This window comes from Dehalococcoidales bacterium, assembly GCA_028717385.1.
Taxonomy (GTDB): domain Bacteria; phylum Chloroflexota; class Dehalococcoidia; order Dehalococcoidales; family CSSed11-197; genus CSSed11-197.
In genome coordinates this window covers 90,075-108,446 of record JAQUNW010000002.1, presented here as the reverse complement: position 1 = coordinate 108,446, position 18,372 = coordinate 90,075, and the positions used below count along the sequence as shown (strand labels likewise).

Below are 18,372 nucleotides of genomic sequence, written 5' to 3'. Positions count from 1 at the left end.
TTCTATTTGGCAATATCCACAGCACGAGTCTCACGAATTACTGTGATCCTTATCTGACCAGGATACTCAAGAGTCTCTTCTATTTTCTTAACAATGTCTCTCGCCATACGCATGGCCGACAGATCATCAACTTCTTCAGGCTTAACCAGAATACGCACTTCCCGACCAGCTTGTATGGCATAGGATTTCTCAACCCCCTTGAAGCTGCCGGCAATGTCTTCCAGCGCTGTCAATCGCTTGAGATAGGATTCCAGGGACTCACGCCGGGCTCCTGGTCTTGCACTGGAAATCGCATCCGCCGCCGATACTATAAAACCCCAGATACTGGTATCCCCAGCTTCAAGATGGTGTTCGGCGACCCCTTTGATTACATCCTGGTTGCGATCCCATTGTTTAACCAGATCTGCGCCAATTTGTGCGTGCGAACCCTCAATTTCCCGGTCAACCGCTTTGCCGATATCATGCAGTAGCCCTGCTTTTTTGGCAGTATGAACCTTTACTCCAAGCTCGGCTGCTATCAATCCGGAAAGCTGAGCTACTTCAATACTATGGGCGAGTACATTCTGGCCATAGCTGGTTCGATATTTCAACCTGCCAAGAAGCTTTATCAACTCAATATGCAGCCCCTGAACACCTACATGCAGGGTTGCCTGCTCGCCAGCCTGCAGAATTGAGGCTTCAACATCTTCTTTTGCTTTATTAACCACTTCTTCGATGCGTGCCGGGTGAATTCTGCCATCCATTATGAGTTTTTCAACCGCCTGGCGGGCGATTTCACGCCTCACCGGGTCAAAAGAAGAAAGAGTGACTGCGCCAGGCGTATCATCAATGATAAGATCAACACCGGTTGCTTGTTCCAGCGCCTTGATATTGCGGCCTTCCCTGCCAATAAGCCTTCCCTTCATATCATCATTAGGCAACGGAACCGCGGTTGCAGTAGTCTCGCTAACAACCTCCGCTGCCGAGCGCTGAATCACCTGGGAAAGTATATTACGCGCTTTTTCATCTGCTTCCAGCTTTATCTTGGTCTCCCACTGGTGTAAACGCCGGGCAGTCTCGGCTTGCATTTCCCTTTCCATTCGATCAAACAACTCGGCTTTAGCCTCGGCCGATGACATTTGGGAGACCTGTTCCAGATGTGTCAACTGATCCTGCTTTATTTTTTCTATTTCTGTCTTTATTTCCTCTGACTGACGATTCTTGTCCTCCAGGCTTTGCTCTCTCCGCTCTGCTTCCTCAAGCTTGCGTTCAAGTGTGGCTTCCTTCTGCGCAAGACGATTTTCCTGCCGTTGAATTTCACTGCGTCTTTCCCGAATTTCACCTTCCGTTAAGGTCTTTTCTCTATCTGCTTCCTTTTTGGCCTCGCGCAGATATTCCTTGGCTTCCGCTTTCGCCTCAGCAATAATCTGGGCTGCCTCCTTTTTGGCTAATGTAGCCTGACGAGCCGCCATCATACCCTTGGTAAGAAACATAGCCATAGCGCCAAATACAACGCCAATGATAAAACTGAATACTATGACTAGAACCGTATCCATTTATTCTCCTTTTCTCTGCTGTATATGAACTGCAGATGATTTATTGCAGGTTCTCCCCGCTATTTTGATACTGTATTACTTCTTTCCACAGCTTGTTAATAATCGGTTTAATAACCCCATAACCAAAACCCCGACGCTGAAGAAAGCTGCCAATGCGGCGCTGGAATATGGGGTACTCGATCCCGGTATATTTCATTGCCCTTGGCCGCGCTGCCGACAGAGCATTTTCATAATCATCATAATTTTCAACTGCCTGCGCAATTGCTTCTTCGCTTAAGCCCTTGTCTTTTAACTCACGACGGGTGAGAAAAGCGCTCTGCGGCCTAAAATTTTGCCGGCTCTCTGCCCATTGTCGCCCAAATTCAACATCATCTATCAATCCGGAGGCTTTTAAACCTTCCATCGTCTTTCCTATAACCTCTAACCCAAATCCTTTTCGGGCAAGGCGATCCCTGAGTTCTTTTTCGCTTCTCGCCCTGAAATCCAAAAGCCTAAAGGCTGATTCTTTACAACGGCAGATTTCATCATCTTCTCTTAGTGTTTCTATCTGGTTTTCGCTTATTTCCATTCCGATCCTGAGCTTCTTTTTGAGGGCTACTTCAACAGAAATACTGAACACATAAGCCCCGTCGATATATAACCGCGCCCTGTTCTTTTTTGTATTCATTTCCAGACCGGTGATTAATACCATAATAACACCACAAATAGACAAGGCTGAGGCACGCGTGCCTCAGCCTTCATGTTTTCCAGTTAATATTTTGTTGTGTTAGCTTGACTAGCTATTCTGGCTAATCTGTTTCGCTATCCACTTCTCCAAAACTGGTGACTGCTGAGGCCCTGATTCCTTGTTCAATTTCCTGTGTAATTTCAGGATGAGCAACAAGGAATTCCTTTGAGTTTTCCCTGCCCTGCCCCAGGCGAATGTCACCATAAGAGAAGAAGGCCCCTGCCTTTTTTACAATACCCAGCTCAACACCCAAATCTAATATGCTGCCTTCACGGCTGATACCGGAAGCAAACATAATATCGAACTCAGCAGTCCTGAAAGGTGGAGCTACTTTGTTCTTGACTACCCTGGCTCGAACTCGAGTGCCGATGGCATTGGTGCCTTGTTTCAGAGTTTCGGTGCGTCTTAAATCCAAACGTACCGAGCTATAAAACTTAAGCGCCCTGCCTCCCGGGGTAACCTCCGGATTTCCAAAAACGATCCCCACTTTTTCCCTGAGCTGGTTGATAAAAACTACCGCCGTACCAGAACGCCCAATAGCGGCAGTAAGCTTTCGAAGTGCTTGCGACATGAGCCTTGCCTGCAGGCCAACATGGGCATCACCCATATCTCCTTCAAGCTCTGCTCTTGGTACCAGCGCAGCAACACTATCTACTACCACCACATCTATAGCTCCGCTTTGTACCAGCCGCTCTGTTATTTCGAGAGCTTCCTCGCCGTTATCTGGCTGAGATATAAGCAGTTCCTCAATATTTACCCCGATATTGGAGGCATAAACCGGATCAAGAGCATGCTCTACGTCAATACAAGCCGTATTGCCTCCCCGTCTTTGGGCCTCGGCTATAATATGTAACGCCAGCGTTGTCTTTCCCGAACCTTCGGGGCCATATATTTCTGTTATCCTGCCACGGGGAATGCCACCAATCCCCAAGGCTAAATCAAGAGACAACGCCCCGGTAGGGATTGCCTCTACATGGGTACGGACAGCATCAGCGCCAAGTTTCATTATGGCACCTTTGCCGAACTGCTTCTCTATCAGGCCTACGGCCAATTCCAGAGCCTTTTGCTTCTCTGTGGTCATTTCTCGCCTAGCAACAGAATAACATAATGACGTGGCATTAACAAGTCAACTGACCATAAAAAGCCCCGTTGAAGGCTTTGGTCAAATAATAAAAGGGGAGGATTGTTATATCCTCCCCTTGTTTGCAGCTTTGTTCTCTTCTAGTGCAGGAAGTGTCGTATCCCGGTAAATACCATGGCAATATTATACTTGTTCGCCATATCTATCGATTCCTGGTCTCTTACCGAACCGCCAGGCTGAATAATGGCAGTAATCCCCGCTTCCGCGGCTTGTTCAACAGAATCAGGAAAAGGAAACATGGCGTCTGATGCCATTACGCTGCCTTTTGCCCCATCCCCCGCCTTATTCTTAGCTAAAAACACACTTACTACGCGATTGGGTTGACCTGCCCCCATCCCAAGTAAAGTATTATTCTTAGCCATTACAATAGCATTAGACTTGATGTGTTTTACCGCTCTCCAGGCAAATTTGAGATCCTGCAATTCTGCTGATGTGGGTTTTCGATTGGTAGCAACTTTCATTTCAATACTATCTTCGGGTAGATTATCAGCTTCCTGAACAAGCAAACCTCCCTTGACCCGGCGGAAGTCGAAAGCTGGAATCGGTTTGGAGTTATAATCGGGTGGCAGGGGTACTCTCAATATCCGCAGGTTCTTCTTTTTCATCAGGATATCAAGCGCTTCTTTATCATATTCAGGTGCAATTACTATTTCATAGAAGGTGGAAGCCATCTCCTCAGCGACGCCGACAGTCAGTCGCCTATTCATGGCAACAATTCCGCCAAATGCACTCACTGGATCCCCCGAAAACGCACGGCGGTAAGCTTCAACTATGTCCGGATTGGAAGCCAGACCACATGGATTGGTATGTTTTACCACACACACTGTGGTATCTGTGAAGTCGATAACAGTAGACCATGCCGCATCAGCATCAAGAATATTGTTGAAAGACATTTCCTTACCCCATAACTGCTCAGCAAAGGTCACTCCGCTGTTATACGCATTCCGAGTAGTTGCCTCAGAGTAAAATGCGGCACGCTGGTGCGGATTTTCTCCGTAACGCAGCTCCTGGCGCTTTTCAAGACCTATTGTCATCTCCTCAGGAAACGCATCCTCGTCCGATCGCAGGTATTGGGCTATTGCAGTATCGTATAAGGCTACGTGCTGAAAGGCTTTCTGTGCTAATTTTTTTCTTTCGTCCAACTCCAGAGAATGGTTTTGAAGCTTTTCCAGTACCAGAGTGTAGTCTGCAGGATCGACCACCACAATGACACCGGGGTAGTTTTTTGCAGAAGCCCGAATCATAGTCGGCCCGCCTATATCAATATTTTCCAGAGCCTGCTCAATAGTAGCCCCTTCTTTTGCTACGGTCCGTCGAAAAGGGTAGAGGTTTACGGCTACAAGATCGATTGGGGCAATACCGTATTCTTTGATTTCATCCATATGTTCCGGCTTATCCCGTCTAGCCAGCAATCCCCCGTGAACCATCGGATGCAAGGTTTTTACCCTGCCATCCAATATTTCGTCAAAGCCGGTTATTTCGGTAATACTTTTAACCTTAATCCCAGAACCGGCAATGATTTTCTTGGTACCTCCGGTTGAATAAAGCTCATACCCCAATTCAGCTAATCCCCGTGCAAATTCGGTTACTCCTGTTTTATCCGAAACACTGATTATAGCCCTCATGAATTTCCTCCCTGAAATTAGTCTAATATCACCTGTTTGTCATTTGCAGATTTAATTACTTCGCCTATGCATACGGATTCAGGCACCGCTTTCTGGAATTCGGATACCTTGCCGGCGTCGCAGAATACAACCATTCCGATACCCATATTAAAAACCCGGTACATTTCATCTCGATCGACATTTCCCCTGCAACGGATGATTTCGAACAGTGGAGGTATTTCCCACGCAGATGTGTTAATTTTGGCGCATTTTCCGGGCAGGAGCACACGGGGAACATTCCCCGGCAAACCACCCCCGGTGATATGAGCCATCCCATTAATCAACGAAAGGTGTGGCTTAAGAACATTGTGGTAACATCGATGAGGCTGAAGAAGGGCTTCACCCAAAGACCTCCCCAGCTCCTGGGTAAATTCGTTCAACTTTGTCGGAGTCTCTCCAATTACCTTTCGGGCAAGTGAATAGCCATTAGTATGAAGACCATTTGATGGAATACCGAGTATGATATCCCCGATACTGATTTTTTCTCCGGTTATAATAGCTGGCTTTTCCACGACCCCAACTATAAAACCAACAAGGTCATATTCTTTTTCAGAATACATTCCTGGCATTTCAGCAGTTTCTCCGCCGATAAGCGCACATCCCACTTCCCGGCATGCATCACTCATCCCCTTTACCACTCCCTGTATCTGATCGGGGTCAAGCTTTCCACTGGCAATATAGTCAAGAAAGAATATAGGGCTGGCTCCGGAAGTCAGAATATCGTTTACGCAGTGATTAACAATATCATGACCGACCCCTTCATGACGGCCAAGAGCAACAGCGAGCTTCAGCTTGGTGCCAACCCCATCGGCGCTGGATACCAGTACAGGTTGTTTATAACCTTTGAATTCATAAAGGCCGCCAAAAAAACCGGGGCCTTTAAGCACCTCAGGCCCAAGGGTTGCAGCGGCATATTCAGCAATTTGTCTCTTGGCTTTATCGGCGACGTTAATGTCAACGCCTGACCCAGCATAACTTTCTTTAATTTCGAATTCTCCTTTTAAAAAATGCTACTAACAGCGCTTTGCTCTTTTGCCGGCTGCTGCCAGAGGTGCTACTGCCAGCCAGAGGGTAATGTTAATAAGCATTGCGGTTACATAACTAATGGTTGGCCATCCCAAATCTGGGCCAAACACTCCCCATAAAAGCATCAGGAACCATGAACTAAGAAAAAAGCCTGGAATTGCAGCAAGAATAGAAAAATAACCAAACATGTTTTCCTCCTGTACCAGGCCGCCCCTCAAATAGCCAGGACAGGCGCCCTGATTAATGATAACACCGATTGAGTTGGCCGGGCAATCATCGCCAACTCAATCTTTTTAGCGATTCATTGACCTGGTTTAATTCTCTTCAGGGAGAGGAATAGTAGTCAACAACTGCCTGGCAATATCAGGATAATCAGCAATAAACCGCAATTCTTCCTCGGTAAGCGGCTTGTGGGATAAAACGTTGGCGTAACGTACGAGTTCAAGAATCCGGTTAGCTTCATCTCGGCTCTCAAAGGTCTTGCCAACTGCCACTTTACTCATCACATAGGTAAATCCCGATACTCCGCTATATTCCCCGGCACATATTTCCCGGCCAGTCTCAACAATTTCCCATTGACGGCGGCCAAGTTCTTCAAATCCGTACAGTTCATAGTTTTCGGGATCTTTCAGAACGCCATCGGCGTGAATGCCAGATTCGTGGGCAAAGGCATTTGCCCCCACACCTGGTTGATTAATCGGAATTGGTACCCCGAAGGCATAACTTGCGAACTTGCATATCTTGTAAGCCATCGTAAGATCTATATTCCCACCCAGTTTGTATTTGCTGCCAAAACCCTTGGATTTGGTGATAGCTAGTATGGTGGCCACCAAATCAGCATTGCCTGCGCGCTCGCCGATACCGTTGACAGTAGTATTGATATAGGCATCCTGCCCTCCATCAATTACCCCTTTTGCCCCGGCCAGGGAATTAGCTACAGCCATGCCAAGGTCACCATGGCAATGCAGTTCGATCGGCAAACTGATTTCCTTCGACATTTTATAGGCAGTGTCGTAGATCGAGAAGGGATTATCGTATCCAAGGGTATCACAATAACGAATTCGGGTAGCTCCGTGCTCTCTAGCCGCCTGGCCAAATTCAATTAAATAATCAATATCAGTCCGAGAAGCATCTTCTGCATTTACCCCAATACTTTCGGCACCTTTCGCCCAAGCGGCGTCGACCGCTTTGGTCATATCATTAATAATATCCTTGCGGTTCTTGCGCCCCTGGAATTTGCCATTTATCATCTGGTCGGAAGTAGAAATAGAAAGGTTAAGATGTTTGATTTTGGGAATTCTGGCAAATGCCAGCTCCACATCAGCCTCGATAGCACGTATCCACCCCTCCAGTCTCAGGGGGCTGATAATTCCTCTTTCTACCAATTCCAAGTTAGCATTTAAGTAGTTTGCTTCATGACGTGTGGTAGGAAAACCAAACTCGGACTGAAAAACACCCATCTGGTTTAAAAACAGATTGATCATAGTTTTTTCCAGCTTGGATAACCCCAGTTTGGCAGTCTGCACTCCGTCACGGTTAGTTACATCTACAATAAATATTTTTGGCATAGTTATTCTCCTTTTAATGGGGATCATAAACGAAGGTTAATAGAAGATTTTATCATAAAGCCGATTTGTAGTAAATTATAGGGAGCACAAAACAGGCACCAGTCAGCTATCTGCAAACTAGCACTTGACTAGATTAAGGTTCTTTTCTGCCGGTGTCTCAAGGAGGATTCAATTGTCAAAGATTAAAATCGGAATTGTAAATGTCACCGGCTACGCTGGAATGGAACTCGCACGCCTTCTTTATAACCATCCAGAAGTCGAAATTGCATATGCCACCGGGCGCTCATCTGCCGGGCAGCAGCTGATAAAATTCCTGCCCCACTTGCCCAATCTGGATATTACAATTACAGAAGAAGCCGGGGAAGCTGAAGTTGCTTTTCTAGCTCTTCCCCACCGGGAAAGTGCCCTCCAGGCTGTACAGCTCCTGGAGAGAGGCGCTAAGGTAATTGATATCAGCGCTGATTTCAGGCTTAAGGATCCGCGCCTCTATCTTGAATGGTACGGATTCAACCATCCTGCTCCAGATCTGATAAAAGAAGCTGCTTATGGGCTACCCGAGCTTTACCGCAGCCAGATCAAGTCTGCACGACTGGTAGCCAACCCTGGTTGCTACCCAACGGCAGCCATTCTTGCCCTGGCGCCAGCTTTAGACGAAGGCATAATAGATGGAAGCATTATTATCGATGCCAAGTCCGGCGTTTCCGGCGCAGGCAGAACACTGCATTTAAAAAGCCAATTTTGTGAGGCTAATGAAAATGCTTCAGCTTATGCTTTAGAAGGCCACAGGCATCTACCCGAGATAGACCAGGAATTAAAGATTGCAGGTAAGAAGCAAACAATGCGAATTACCTTTGTACCCCACCTGATCCCGGTTACCCGCGGTATACTTTCATCCTGTTACGCCGAGTTATGCAAGGAGGTGTCGCAAACACAGCTTGAACAACTCTATAAAGATTTTTACGCCAATGAGCCATTCATACGGCTGGCAGATACGCCTCCTCACATTAACCAGGTGAGAGGCTCCAACTACTGTGCAATTTATCCTCAAATTGATAAGCGTACCAATCGCCTGATAGTAATCAGCGCCATAGACAACCTGGTAAAAGGAGCTGCCGGCCAGGCGATACAGAATATGAACATTATGTTTGGGCTGGAAGAAACAACCGGAATATCTATACCGGCTATCTATCCGTAACCTGATGAAAAGTACCGCTCTTAATAAAACCAATATATGGCACTATCTTAAAATAACCCTGCTTGTATTCGGGATTTCCGGACTCTGGCAATGTATGCACAGCCTTATTCTCCCACTGGTAGTCCTGGATTTTGCCTCCGAAGCGCAAAAAAATACCTACCTGGGACTGATGACATTCAGCGGCCTGATTATCGCAATGCTTGCTCAGCCTATTGCCGGGACTATCTCAGACCGCTCTACTCTCAACTGGGGGCGTCGGAAACCCTTTATACTGGCCGGCATGATCGGAGCACTTGCAACAATGCCGGTGATAGGTGTGGCTACTTCTTTTACCATGCTTTTTATCGGCTACTGTGCCCTTCAATTATTTTCCAACGCCGCACAGGGACCATACCAGGCTTTTATCCCGGAAATGGTGCCCGCAAGCCAAAGGGGTAAAGCTTCCGGAATAAAGAGTTTTATGGAAATACTGGGAGGGGCTGTCCTGCTTTTCCCTGTATCCAGACTTATGGACAGTTATTCTCTGACAAGCGAGGACAAGTGGTTGTGGTTCTCACTAGCGCTCCTGGGCGGGATAATCTTCCTCCTCCTTCTTTATACGGTTTTGGCAATTAAAGAACCCCGGCCGCAAAGGCCGCTCAGACAGCACATGATTCCAGCCTGGGTAAAGAGTTTCAGCATCAATGTTAAGGACAACAAGGCTTTTCTATGGTTTCTGGCATCCCGACTGGCAGTTTTTATGGGGCTTACCACCATACAGCAATTTGCCCTGTATTATTTTCGGGATGTTGTTGGAGTAAGCGATCCGGCTTCTGCTACAACCCGTTTTTTAGCCGTTGCAATCGTATTTATGCTGATTGCAGTGCTGCCTGCAGGCTATTTCTCGGATTCCATTGGCAGGAAAAAAATCTGTATAGCTGCTGCTTTATCCGGCGCATTTGGAATAGTGGTCATACTTATAAGCTCATCCAATGCAATGCTTACGGTAGGAGCCTCAGTGATAGGTCTTGCCCTGGGCGCCTTTAACAGTTCCAACTGGGCACTGGCTACCGACCTGGTAAATAAGGGGGAGGAAGCCAAGTTTTTAGGTATTGCCAATATGGCAACTGCAGGCGGAGGTGCACTGGCCAGGCTTATCGGCCCGGTTATCGATTTTTTCAACGGGGTCGGTTTGAACCTTGGCTATACTGTAATGCTTCTCGTTTGTATAGTATATTTCGTCGCAGGAGCGCTTCTGTTAATCAAGGTAAAACCAAACTCAAGATTGAAAGTATAAATACGGTGCTTGCTCTAACCGGTTACACCCGATCGCACTGAAAAGATGTTTAACCAGCTATTCGGTGTTGGGTGAGTTTTTCAGCCAACAATGTTTAGCAACCATTCCCAGCCCTTCAGGCCGGCCCAGGCGATGGCAACATAGAGGATACTTCTTCCCAACCAGCAGGCCAGGAAAAACTTCCAGAACCTGTAACGGCAGGCACCAGCTGCGATACCAGCCAGGTCAAAAAAGAGCGGAGCAGCGCTGAGACCGAACAGCGCCCAAAAACCCCAGCGCTTCATCCAACCTTCCGTACGATTGTACATATTCCGATTATCGATTATCGCTCTTCCGGAATACCCGGCCAAGTACCCCGTACTCTCACCAATAGCGGCACCCAGGCCCCCCGCCAGGCCGACCAGAGTAGCAGATGGCAGTGTTGCCCCTAGTGCAGCAAGTACAAGAAAATTACCAGCAGGTAACACCAGCGTGGCATTGAGTACTATGCTTATCAGAAAAGCTCCCAGGTAACCGAATCTTTCAAGCCCATCTATGATCTCCGGGTTATTCCGGTAGAGAAGGAAAAGCCCTATTACAAGGGCGATGATGAGAAGCAGGCCAAATATTGGAATCCAGCGCCTTAAGAACCAAAGCTTCAGAGAGTTAAAATTACGAGCACCGGGTTTACGGCAGGTTTCTTCAGGTACGAAATTATTGTCTGTCATGCCAGGATGTATTCTAGCACAATCGGCCAGGCCATGAGAATTTTAAGCTGTAACCCGGTTGTTCTTTCTGCTTTTTATCGACATCCCCAACACCACCCTGTCAGTGGTAAAAATGCGAGTAGCGATTACTACCAGGATGGCAGTGATCACAACCAGGTAGCCAATACCTGCCAAAACGAGCAGGTAGTTTCCCACCATGAGTTCCTTCATGGCGATCATCGGGTGGGAGAAAGGAATCAGGAAAACCATCGTCTGTAATGGAAAGGAAAGGGATGAAAAGTCCAGCATCATGGTAACAAGCATTGCCAGCATTGCCAGGCCAATCATCGGATAGGTAAGAGTCTGAGCGGAACGATAGCTGGAGGCAAAAGTCCCCAGTATAATGCTGGCACACAAAGCCGCTAGTAAAGCAGCAAACAGCGAAAGGGCGATGAGAAGATAGTCCAGCACGTTAAGCGTAAAGCCCATGTCGCCCAGGCCTCCGGCGGGGCCTGTGATTGAATTAAAATAGCTGGCAAAACCAACCATGTAAATAGCGCCCATGACTATACCCGCGATGGCACTGCCCACGATCTTGGAGATAATTATCTGGCTCCTGCCAACTGGAAGGGTTAAAAGGGTCTCCAGAGTGCGGTTTTCTTTTTCAAGCCCCATGGAGGAAATCACCGAACTCGAACCCATAACAATCAGCATCATAATTACCACCGGTATAAACATGGTTCTCATGCTCAAAACACCGCTGACCATGCTGGGAGAAGCCCCTTCTATCATCTTTCCCTTGAACACAGTATCGTAGCTGTATGAGACTGGAGACAGAATAATTTCAGGGTCAAGAGTGCTGTGTTCAGCTACCAGTGTTGCCGAAACTGCATCTGCCCCAGCTTGGATCAACCCTTCAACAGAACCCACCGGGATAGAATCTACAATTCCCGCTCCCTGCATTAACCACAGCACTTTTATTTGCGCTGCCTCACCGGAGTCAATTAAAGAACCAAAATTCTCCGGTATATTTATTAGAGCAGCTCCCCCAGCTTCCTCAAGCCGGCTGCGACCGGTTTCAGGATCAGAACCGGAATATACCACCTCTGACCCCGCTTCCAGTACTGAGGTCATTATCATCGAAAGAGGGGAAGCGTCCTCATTAATAATGGCAACCATAGGAGTAGCCGTCGATTCTTCGAACGATGAGGAAAGCATATTACCCATAAATACAAAAATCAGGGCCATCGCTGCAAAAAAGGCTAGCGAAGACTTGGAAAGCAATTCTTTGACTTCTTTTTTTATCAGTGTGTACATCATTGGACTAGCCTGGTAAACACTTCTTCAATATTTTCCGCCTGGTAGCTTTCTTTAAGCTCAGCAGGAGTACCCTGGGCTACAATTCTGCCCTGGTTAACCAGGGCAATTCTTTCACACATCAATTCAACTTCCAACATATTGTGGGACGAGAGAAGGACACTCAAACCTTCATTTGCTGCCTGCTTGATGATACGGCGAATCTGCTGTGCGTTTACTACGTCCAAGCCGGAACTGGGTTCATCCAGAATAGCCAGACGTGGACGGGTCATGAGAGCTCTGCCTACCAGTAAACGGCGCATCATGCCCTTGGAATAGGTATCGACACGATCATCAATCCGATCTCCCAGCGCGGCAATTTCTATTCCGCGTTTAACCAGTTCCTTGCTGTGATTGCCAGAAGCAAAAAAACTGGCGATAAACTCCAGATATTCTCTCCCTTTCAGATTTTTATATGCACCGGCATCTTCTGGAAGATAGCTTATAATCTTGCGAATTTCGCCCGCTTCCCCGGGTAATTTGTGACCAAAAACACTAACGCTGCCGGTTTCTATCTGAAGGAGGGTTGCCACTGTACGAAGACTGGTAGTTTTACCCGCTCCGTTAGGGCCAATTAAACCAAAGATTTCCCCGGCTTTTACCTCAAAGGAAATATTATTGAGAATTTTTTTCCCGGATATATGCTTGGTAATGCCTTCAACAACTAATGCTTTCATAATCGTCGAAGCCAATTATAACATGCCTAGCCTGTCAATAAAAGATCTACTTATTGACAGGCTAGCATCCGGTGCCTTTTACTATTAGTGAAAGACCGGGCTGAGGAGAATTGTCATGAGACAGTATCTATGGCTTTTACTTGCTGCTATTTTGATGATACCCCTGTTGTTGCCAGGATGCGGGTGTATAGGCTATACAGAGCATATAGTACATGGTTCAGGCATTCTTAAAACCGAAACATACGATCTTTCCGATTTTGAAGAAGTGCAAATTGGCGGAGCGTTCGGTTACCAAATTTCATATTCCGACTCACATTCTGTATCAATAACAGTTGATGATAACCTTTTCGAGTATGTCGATATTTATCGGAAACAAAAAAAGCTGATCATCAAATTGAAGCCAGTCAGCATTCAAGGAAATATAACTCTCGAGGCATCAATACAGCTACCACAACTTGCACGCCTTAATGTATCCGGAGCAACCGGCGGAACCATTTCCGGATTCAGTTCTGATGAAATCATTGTACTGGAAGTTTCCGGGGCTTCCGAGGTAATATTGGATGAAATTGTTACTCATTCCTGCCAGTTTACTGTGTCCGGAGCCAGCCGAGTTACCGGCTCTCTTACTGCCGAGGATGCTGATTTCGATGTCAGTGGAGTCAGCCGGATTGAGCTTGAGGGCGAATGCAGTGATCTGGATGCCCAAGTAAGTGATGCCAGTACACTGGATGCAGCAACCTTCCTCACCGGAGATACGACAATTATTATCGATGGAGCATCAAATGCCATCATTAATTCCAATGGTATTCTGGATGCAACGTTATCTGGAGCATCCAGGCTTGAATATATGGGAGAGCCCTCTCTCAGAAACATAAATGTTAGTGGTGCATCTACGCTGAAAAAGAGATAAATACTCTGATGTGCAAGCATAAACCAGATGATGCAGAAAGAAAAAAATGGCAAAATCCAGATATTATCCTGCCGGAAATTGGTGTTAAGCCTGGCACTAAATTCATTGATGCCGGCTGCGGAAGAGGTTATTTTGCATTACCGGCTGCGAGATTAACCGGGCCGACTGGTTGGGTCTGGGGTTTTGACAGTAATCCCGAGGCAATCCTGTCTTTAAGCCGAAGAGCAACCACTGAAGGCTTGAATAACCTGGAATTGGCAGTTGGCAGAGCGGAAGAACTTGTCGTCTGTCAAAAATGTGCCGATATCGTCTTTTATGGAGTCGTTCTCCATGACTTTACTGAGCCTTTAAAAGCACTTGCCAACGCGCAAAAAATGCTTAAAGATGGCGGCAGGCTAGTAAATCTGGATTGGAAAAAAGAACGGATGTTATACGGTCCTTCTTTTGAGAAGCGTTTTGATGCCAGGCAAGCGTCCGAGATCATCCGCTCTGCCGGATTTACTATTGAAAACGTAGACGAAAACGGACTGTATCATTACATTATTACTGCCAAGCCTTAGTATTGCTGCCCCAGTTTGGAGGTTTTTTTCCGCAGTGCTATAATGTTCTTATACGAATATTGAGAGGCGGAAATGCACTACTTGATCGGATTACTTTCAGGGGCAGCCCTTGGAGCTATCATCGGCTATATCGGCAAATGTTCTAATAGCGCCTGAGGATTGACATCGAGCCCCTGGACCGGGGCTATAATCGGAGGGATACTGGGGGTGGTAATAGCAGCTTTATTTGTAAACCGTTCATAGCTCCGCCTCGATCACACCAAGCATCATCAACCTTGTCGTATCAGTGCGTCAAGACTTATGATGCCTTAAGTTTGATTATTTCAAGCCAAAGGATTTTGCACCTGCCCCATAAACAGTACTGTACCGGTGCTCCTGTTACGTATAAAGAAAACAAATGACCGGTCAAGTTTAAGCTGAACTGCCAGAGGAGTAAACAGCTTGATTCCTACAATGGCTGCCGTTGCCGCTGCAGCTTCGGTGCCTTCTTCATCAACAGCTACAAATGCCTTGTGAAGCACATCCTGCAGGTATAAACTTCCTTCCCGGCTGATTCCAGAGAAGTCAGCATTACTGGTGAAGGCACTTTTCATGCCCATTTCAACAAGAGCCTGTTTTAATGCCAGATTATATTTAAACTTAAACCTTGGCATAGTGAGGTTCACATCAGCCAACTTTAACGCCTCGATAATGGTGAAAAGCTTTTCGCGATCAAGCGCATTAACAAAGTCTTCACACTCGCCAAAATCAGGCAGAAGTATAACCATTGAGATATCCTCTGTTTTGTAAGGCAGTTCAACTGCCTGACAGTTGCCAATTTGGGCGTATGGAACAAGCATGGTCCGGTTCATCATGGGCACGAATATTTCCTCCCCATTTTGCAGCCGGAAAAGGCCTTCAGCGGTTCTGAAAGCTTCAAATGGATACTTCCATGCGCCTTTGAAATATATCGCATTAGTAAGCACCAACCGAGTCGATGAATCTATTGCTCCCCGGCCGACCAGCTCATCGATTATCCCTTGAGTCTGTTCAAGCACCCAGTCATTAATAGTACGGCGGGATTCTTCACTCTTGCCCCTGAAGTCCACCAGGTTAAGTCCGGATCGGTAGTTTTTAGCCAGTATATCGAGGTATTCCGGAAGAAACCTGTAACCTTTTTGCCCCCATACAGAATTTACTATTCGTAACTTAAAGCCGGCTGTATCCTCACTGCCTTCGCTTCCAATCTTTTTATTCAGCTCGGCATCAAGGGATCTGAATGCAGGATGCAGCTGCGGTTGTTCAAGATCGAAATTCATGACTGCAGACATTTCAGTTTCGGTTTCTCCCCGAGCTCCAGCCCAAGTCATAGCCAGCGCCGTAGATATAGAGTAGGGGGAAAATATCAAATTGACGTCCTGTTTTCTTATCTGGCGATATAGATTCAGAGCAAAAGCGCTATTACCAGAAACCAGTGCCGAAACATCTTCCTCTGCTACGGGCGTATCTGGACATCGTTCTTTATGATCAGATCGGAGAACCTTAACCTTCATCTACCACCTCTATGTTCAATAAAGATTCCTGACGGTGTCCATCCAGATCCTCAATTATGAATCCGACCTTGTATGTGCCGGTTGCCGCATCCAGCACCTCCCAGGTAAAAGTATCGCTTGCGAAGGTGAGAGCCCCTCCCTTTTTGGTTGCTGTGTTGATAGCATTGCCATAAGCATCTAGATCAAGCCAGTTTTCCAAGACGGTGAAACGGTCTCCCTGAGCTGGAGTAATCTCTCGAGGAGCTCCTGAGCCGCTCGAGCCGGTAAAGCCTACCACTTTCTGCATTATTCCGTTGGTAAAATACATCCTGGCATAACACTCAGTGTTTTCACCTGTAAAATGATATATTCCATCAACAGAATAAACCGCTTCTTCGGCAGTCAAGCCGTAACTCTCCGGGTTAAATAATGCTGTAACAGAAGAAACTCCATCGTTTATAGCAAACACTATCGGCTCCCAGATAAACTCGAGAGTAAAGTCTCCTTCCCCCCAATCCGGGTAATACACCCCGTCAACCAGACGAAGATCCGGGCTTTCGATATAATCCCGGTCGGCGATAAACAGAGAGTTGGCCTGTTCATCCAGATAACCGGCAAACAGATAAATATACCCGATGTTTTGGCCACTGATATCAGCCGTAAGCGTGATCGGCCTGTTCCGGCTAGCCGTGCTGCTACTCGAAGCCAGAGAGTTTATGGAAAAATCACCGCTGGCGGGCGAGGCTATCGAGCTGCTATCAGGAACTACTACCTCTGCATCACCCAGTTCAAAATTTCTGCCGGTGTAATGAAAAGCGAGGAAATCATCCCATAATGATTCAGCGGCGAAGCGTTTTGCTACTGCGGTGTAGGACTCGGCTCCGGAAATGTGACTTTTATAGAGAGCCGAGTTGGGGAAATAGATGGAAATGCCACTTGAGCCTTCCATCTGTACTCCATGCTTTTCAGCTACAACCGCCTGGTTTATTGCAGACAGTACTCCATTGATTCTGTCATTCACATCAACCCGATTATTATTCTGCTTAACGATTTGCAAAAAGTTTGCCAGGTCAATGTATGACGGTGGTTCAGAGGATCCGAATACGCTGGTATAACTTCGAGCATAGGTGCGCCCTGCGGCTATTTCCTTTTGGGAAGCGTTTTGAAATGTGTACAAAAGCTCATTCAGGTGGTTATTCAAATTGGCCATAACAGCAAGATCTACTGCGGTGAGAGTTATATCACGACTGAGCTGGGTTCGTTGATAAGAGCTTGATATGAGGTGATCATCATCTATATAACTGTCAACAATAGAGCGTCCGAGACCGGCTCCATCCATATCAGGATTTTCGGTAAGTTTTCCCAAAAAACCTGCGTATGCCCAACCCAGTGCCGGTTCAACCTCTTCGGAAGCTATGGCATAATGGGCATGCGGAGCGAGAGCAGAAAACACTTCCAGCTGCGCCATCAGGCAGGCATCCAGACCAATGATATCCAGTTTATCGATTCCCGTTTGAGATCGGATCTGAAACAGAGCATCTTCAAGTTCGTGGAGATATATCATCTCACCAATTGCAGATGCAATCGGGATACTGGAATTACGGCTCCCTGTAGCAGTTGCATCCGTCCAACCGCCAGGCCAGCCCATTCCGTGATCACTCATTATCAAGGCATATCTGTCAGAAGGATAGGTATTAATTGCCCATACAGCAAAATCCGTCAAGGTCTGACCGGTTGCCATATTGAGTTCTCCAAGATTCCCCACCTGCCGGGAAGCCAGTTTCTCGAGATTTTGGTCTCGCTGAACAATAAATCGCCGGGTTTCCGTCCAGTTTCCATCGCCGCTAAAGCCTCCACTGTATCGGTCTATTTGGGCGACAATCATAACATCGTCTGACGAACCAACCATTTCCGCTTCGTTTAAATCTACATAAATGTCTTTTTCCAGCACATTATCATCCGCACCCTGGTAGAGCATTACCAGCCAACGATGGGTTTCACCAGATGGAACATAGGTTGTTGAAGCATTTGTAGAAGTCGGTGATGTTGAGGTGGTACCGTGAGTTGTAGTAGGGTTGGTACCGGGATTTTTTGTGAATAAATTACACCCACCGCATTGCTGCAGGCTAATCACAACAATAACTACGATTACAACCAATGCAACTATACCTATCAGGCTACAGCCTTTTGAGCGGGGAAGACACCCTTTTCCCCCACCAGAACCTAAACCAATCAAAGCCATTAATGCGGCGAGAAGATTGACGCCGCTAAATGAACCGCCTCCCGAGTTTGTACCAGAACCGGATGTGCCCCCAGATGAATCAGACCATCTACGCGTGGCAGTTGCGCGCGGACGAGAGCCAGAAGAAGCAGATGTCGGCCGCCTCCTGCTGCCTGTAACCCTGCGTCCTCCAGAATCATCGGCCATATTTAGTGCCTCCCTGGTATTATTAATAAACCGAACTTCCAGCAGTAATTATGGCACTATCTCAGAACGATAACAATATCTGTTATTATAGAGTTATAGCTCAAGATTTACA

Annotated in this window: 16 protein-coding genes; 4 read left to right on the top strand and 12 right to left on the bottom strand. The window is 46.8% G+C overall.

Annotation, left to right across the window (positions count from 1 at the left end):
- Positions 1–2: 2 nt before the first annotated feature.
- From rny to PHX29_01190, 7 genes are all read right to left on the bottom strand, one after another.
- A complete protein-coding gene (rny, locus tag PHX29_01220; GenBank protein ID MDD5604529.1) occupies positions 3–1,535 on the bottom strand; it encodes a ribonuclease Y in 1,533 nt (510 codons plus the stop codon).
- A 40-nt stretch (positions 1,536–1,575) separates the two neighbouring features.
- Positions 1,576–2,226: a regulatory protein RecX gene (locus tag PHX29_01215; GenBank protein ID MDD5604528.1), complete on the bottom strand. Its 651-nt coding sequence runs from the start codon at positions 2,224–2,226 to the stop codon at positions 1,576–1,578.
- 97 nt (positions 2,227–2,323) lie between these two features.
- Entirely contained in the window at positions 2,324–3,343 is a 1,020-nt protein-coding gene (recA, locus tag PHX29_01210; protein MDD5604527.1) for a recombinase RecA, read from the bottom strand.
- A gap of 140 nt (positions 3,344–3,483) precedes the next feature.
- Entirely contained in the window at positions 3,484–5,028 is a 1,545-nt protein-coding gene (gene purH, locus PHX29_01205) for a bifunctional phosphoribosylaminoimidazolecarboxamide formyltransferase/IMP cyclohydrolase (GenBank protein ID MDD5604526.1), read from the bottom strand.
- Positions 5,029–5,045: 17 nt separating this feature from the next.
- Entirely contained in the window at positions 5,046–6,053 is a 1,008-nt protein-coding gene (gene purM, locus PHX29_01200) for a phosphoribosylformylglycinamidine cyclo-ligase (GenBank protein ID MDD5604525.1), read from the bottom strand.
- Positions 6,054–6,080: 27 nt separating this feature from the next.
- Entirely contained in the window at positions 6,081–6,281 is a 201-nt protein-coding gene (locus PHX29_01195; GenBank protein ID MDD5604524.1) for a hypothetical protein, read from the bottom strand.
- Positions 6,282–6,407: 126 nt separating this feature from the next.
- The gene (locus PHX29_01190) at positions 6,408–7,661 is read right to left on the bottom strand and encodes a homocitrate synthase (GenBank protein ID MDD5604523.1); all 1,254 of its coding nucleotides are present in this window, start codon (positions 7,659–7,661) and stop codon (positions 6,408–6,410) included.
- A gap of 172 nt (positions 7,662–7,833) precedes the next feature.
- Between PHX29_01190 and argC the strand changes: the two genes are divergently transcribed.
- Both argC and PHX29_01180 read left to right on the top strand, forming a co-directional pair.
- Positions 7,834–8,856: an N-acetyl-gamma-glutamyl-phosphate reductase gene (argC, locus tag PHX29_01185; protein MDD5604522.1), complete on the top strand. Its 1,023-nt coding sequence runs from the start codon at positions 7,834–7,836 to the stop codon at positions 8,854–8,856.
- Positions 8,857–8,860: 4 nt separating this feature from the next.
- Positions 8,861–10,132, top strand: coding sequence for an MFS transporter (locus PHX29_01180; GenBank protein ID MDD5604521.1), 1,272 nt, complete (start codon positions 8,861–8,863; stop codon positions 10,130–10,132).
- An 80-nt stretch (positions 10,133–10,212) separates the two neighbouring features.
- Here the strand turns inward: PHX29_01180 and PHX29_01175 are convergent, their stop codons facing one another.
- The 3 genes from PHX29_01175 to PHX29_01165 are packed head-to-tail and all read right to left on the bottom strand — an operon-like array spanning position 10,213 to position 12,866.
- Entirely contained in the window at positions 10,213–10,839 is a 627-nt protein-coding gene (locus PHX29_01175; protein MDD5604520.1) for a VTT domain-containing protein, read from the bottom strand.
- Between the two features lie 42 nt (positions 10,840–10,881).
- Complete coding sequence (locus PHX29_01170; GenBank protein MDD5604519.1) at positions 10,882–12,138, bottom strand: ABC transporter permease; 1,257 nt, start codon at positions 12,136–12,138, stop codon at positions 10,882–10,884.
- Positions 12,135–12,866, bottom strand: coding sequence for an ABC transporter ATP-binding protein (locus PHX29_01165; protein ID MDD5604518.1), 732 nt, complete (start codon positions 12,864–12,866; stop codon positions 12,135–12,137). The genes PHX29_01170 and PHX29_01165 overlap by 4 nt, the downstream gene beginning before the upstream one ends.
- Before the next feature lie 100 nt (positions 12,867–12,966).
- On the opposite strand from PHX29_01165, the gene PHX29_01160 reads away from it, so the two are divergent.
- The gene (locus PHX29_01160; GenBank protein MDD5604517.1) at positions 12,967–13,761 is read left to right on the top strand and encodes a DUF2807 domain-containing protein; all 795 of its coding nucleotides are present in this window, start codon (positions 12,967–12,969) and stop codon (positions 13,759–13,761) included.
- A gap of 8 nt (positions 13,762–13,769) precedes the next feature.
- Positions 13,770–14,321, top strand: coding sequence for a methyltransferase domain-containing protein (locus PHX29_01155; GenBank protein ID MDD5604516.1), 552 nt, complete (start codon positions 13,770–13,772; stop codon positions 14,319–14,321).
- Between the two features lie 323 nt (positions 14,322–14,644).
- Here the strand turns inward: PHX29_01155 and PHX29_01150 are convergent, their stop codons facing one another.
- Together PHX29_01150 and PHX29_01145 are read right to left on the bottom strand one after the other, a co-directional pair.
- Positions 14,645–15,853 carry a serpin family protein gene (locus PHX29_01150; protein ID MDD5604515.1) on the bottom strand — a complete coding sequence of 403 codons (1,209 nt, stop codon included), beginning with the start codon at positions 15,851–15,853 and terminating at the stop codon, positions 14,645–14,647.
- Positions 15,843–18,260: a clostripain-related cysteine peptidase gene (locus tag PHX29_01145; protein MDD5604514.1), complete on the bottom strand. Its 2,418-nt coding sequence runs from the start codon at positions 18,258–18,260 to the stop codon at positions 15,843–15,845. The genes PHX29_01150 and PHX29_01145 overlap by 11 nt, the downstream gene beginning before the upstream one ends.
- Positions 18,261–18,372 lie beyond the last annotated feature (112 nt).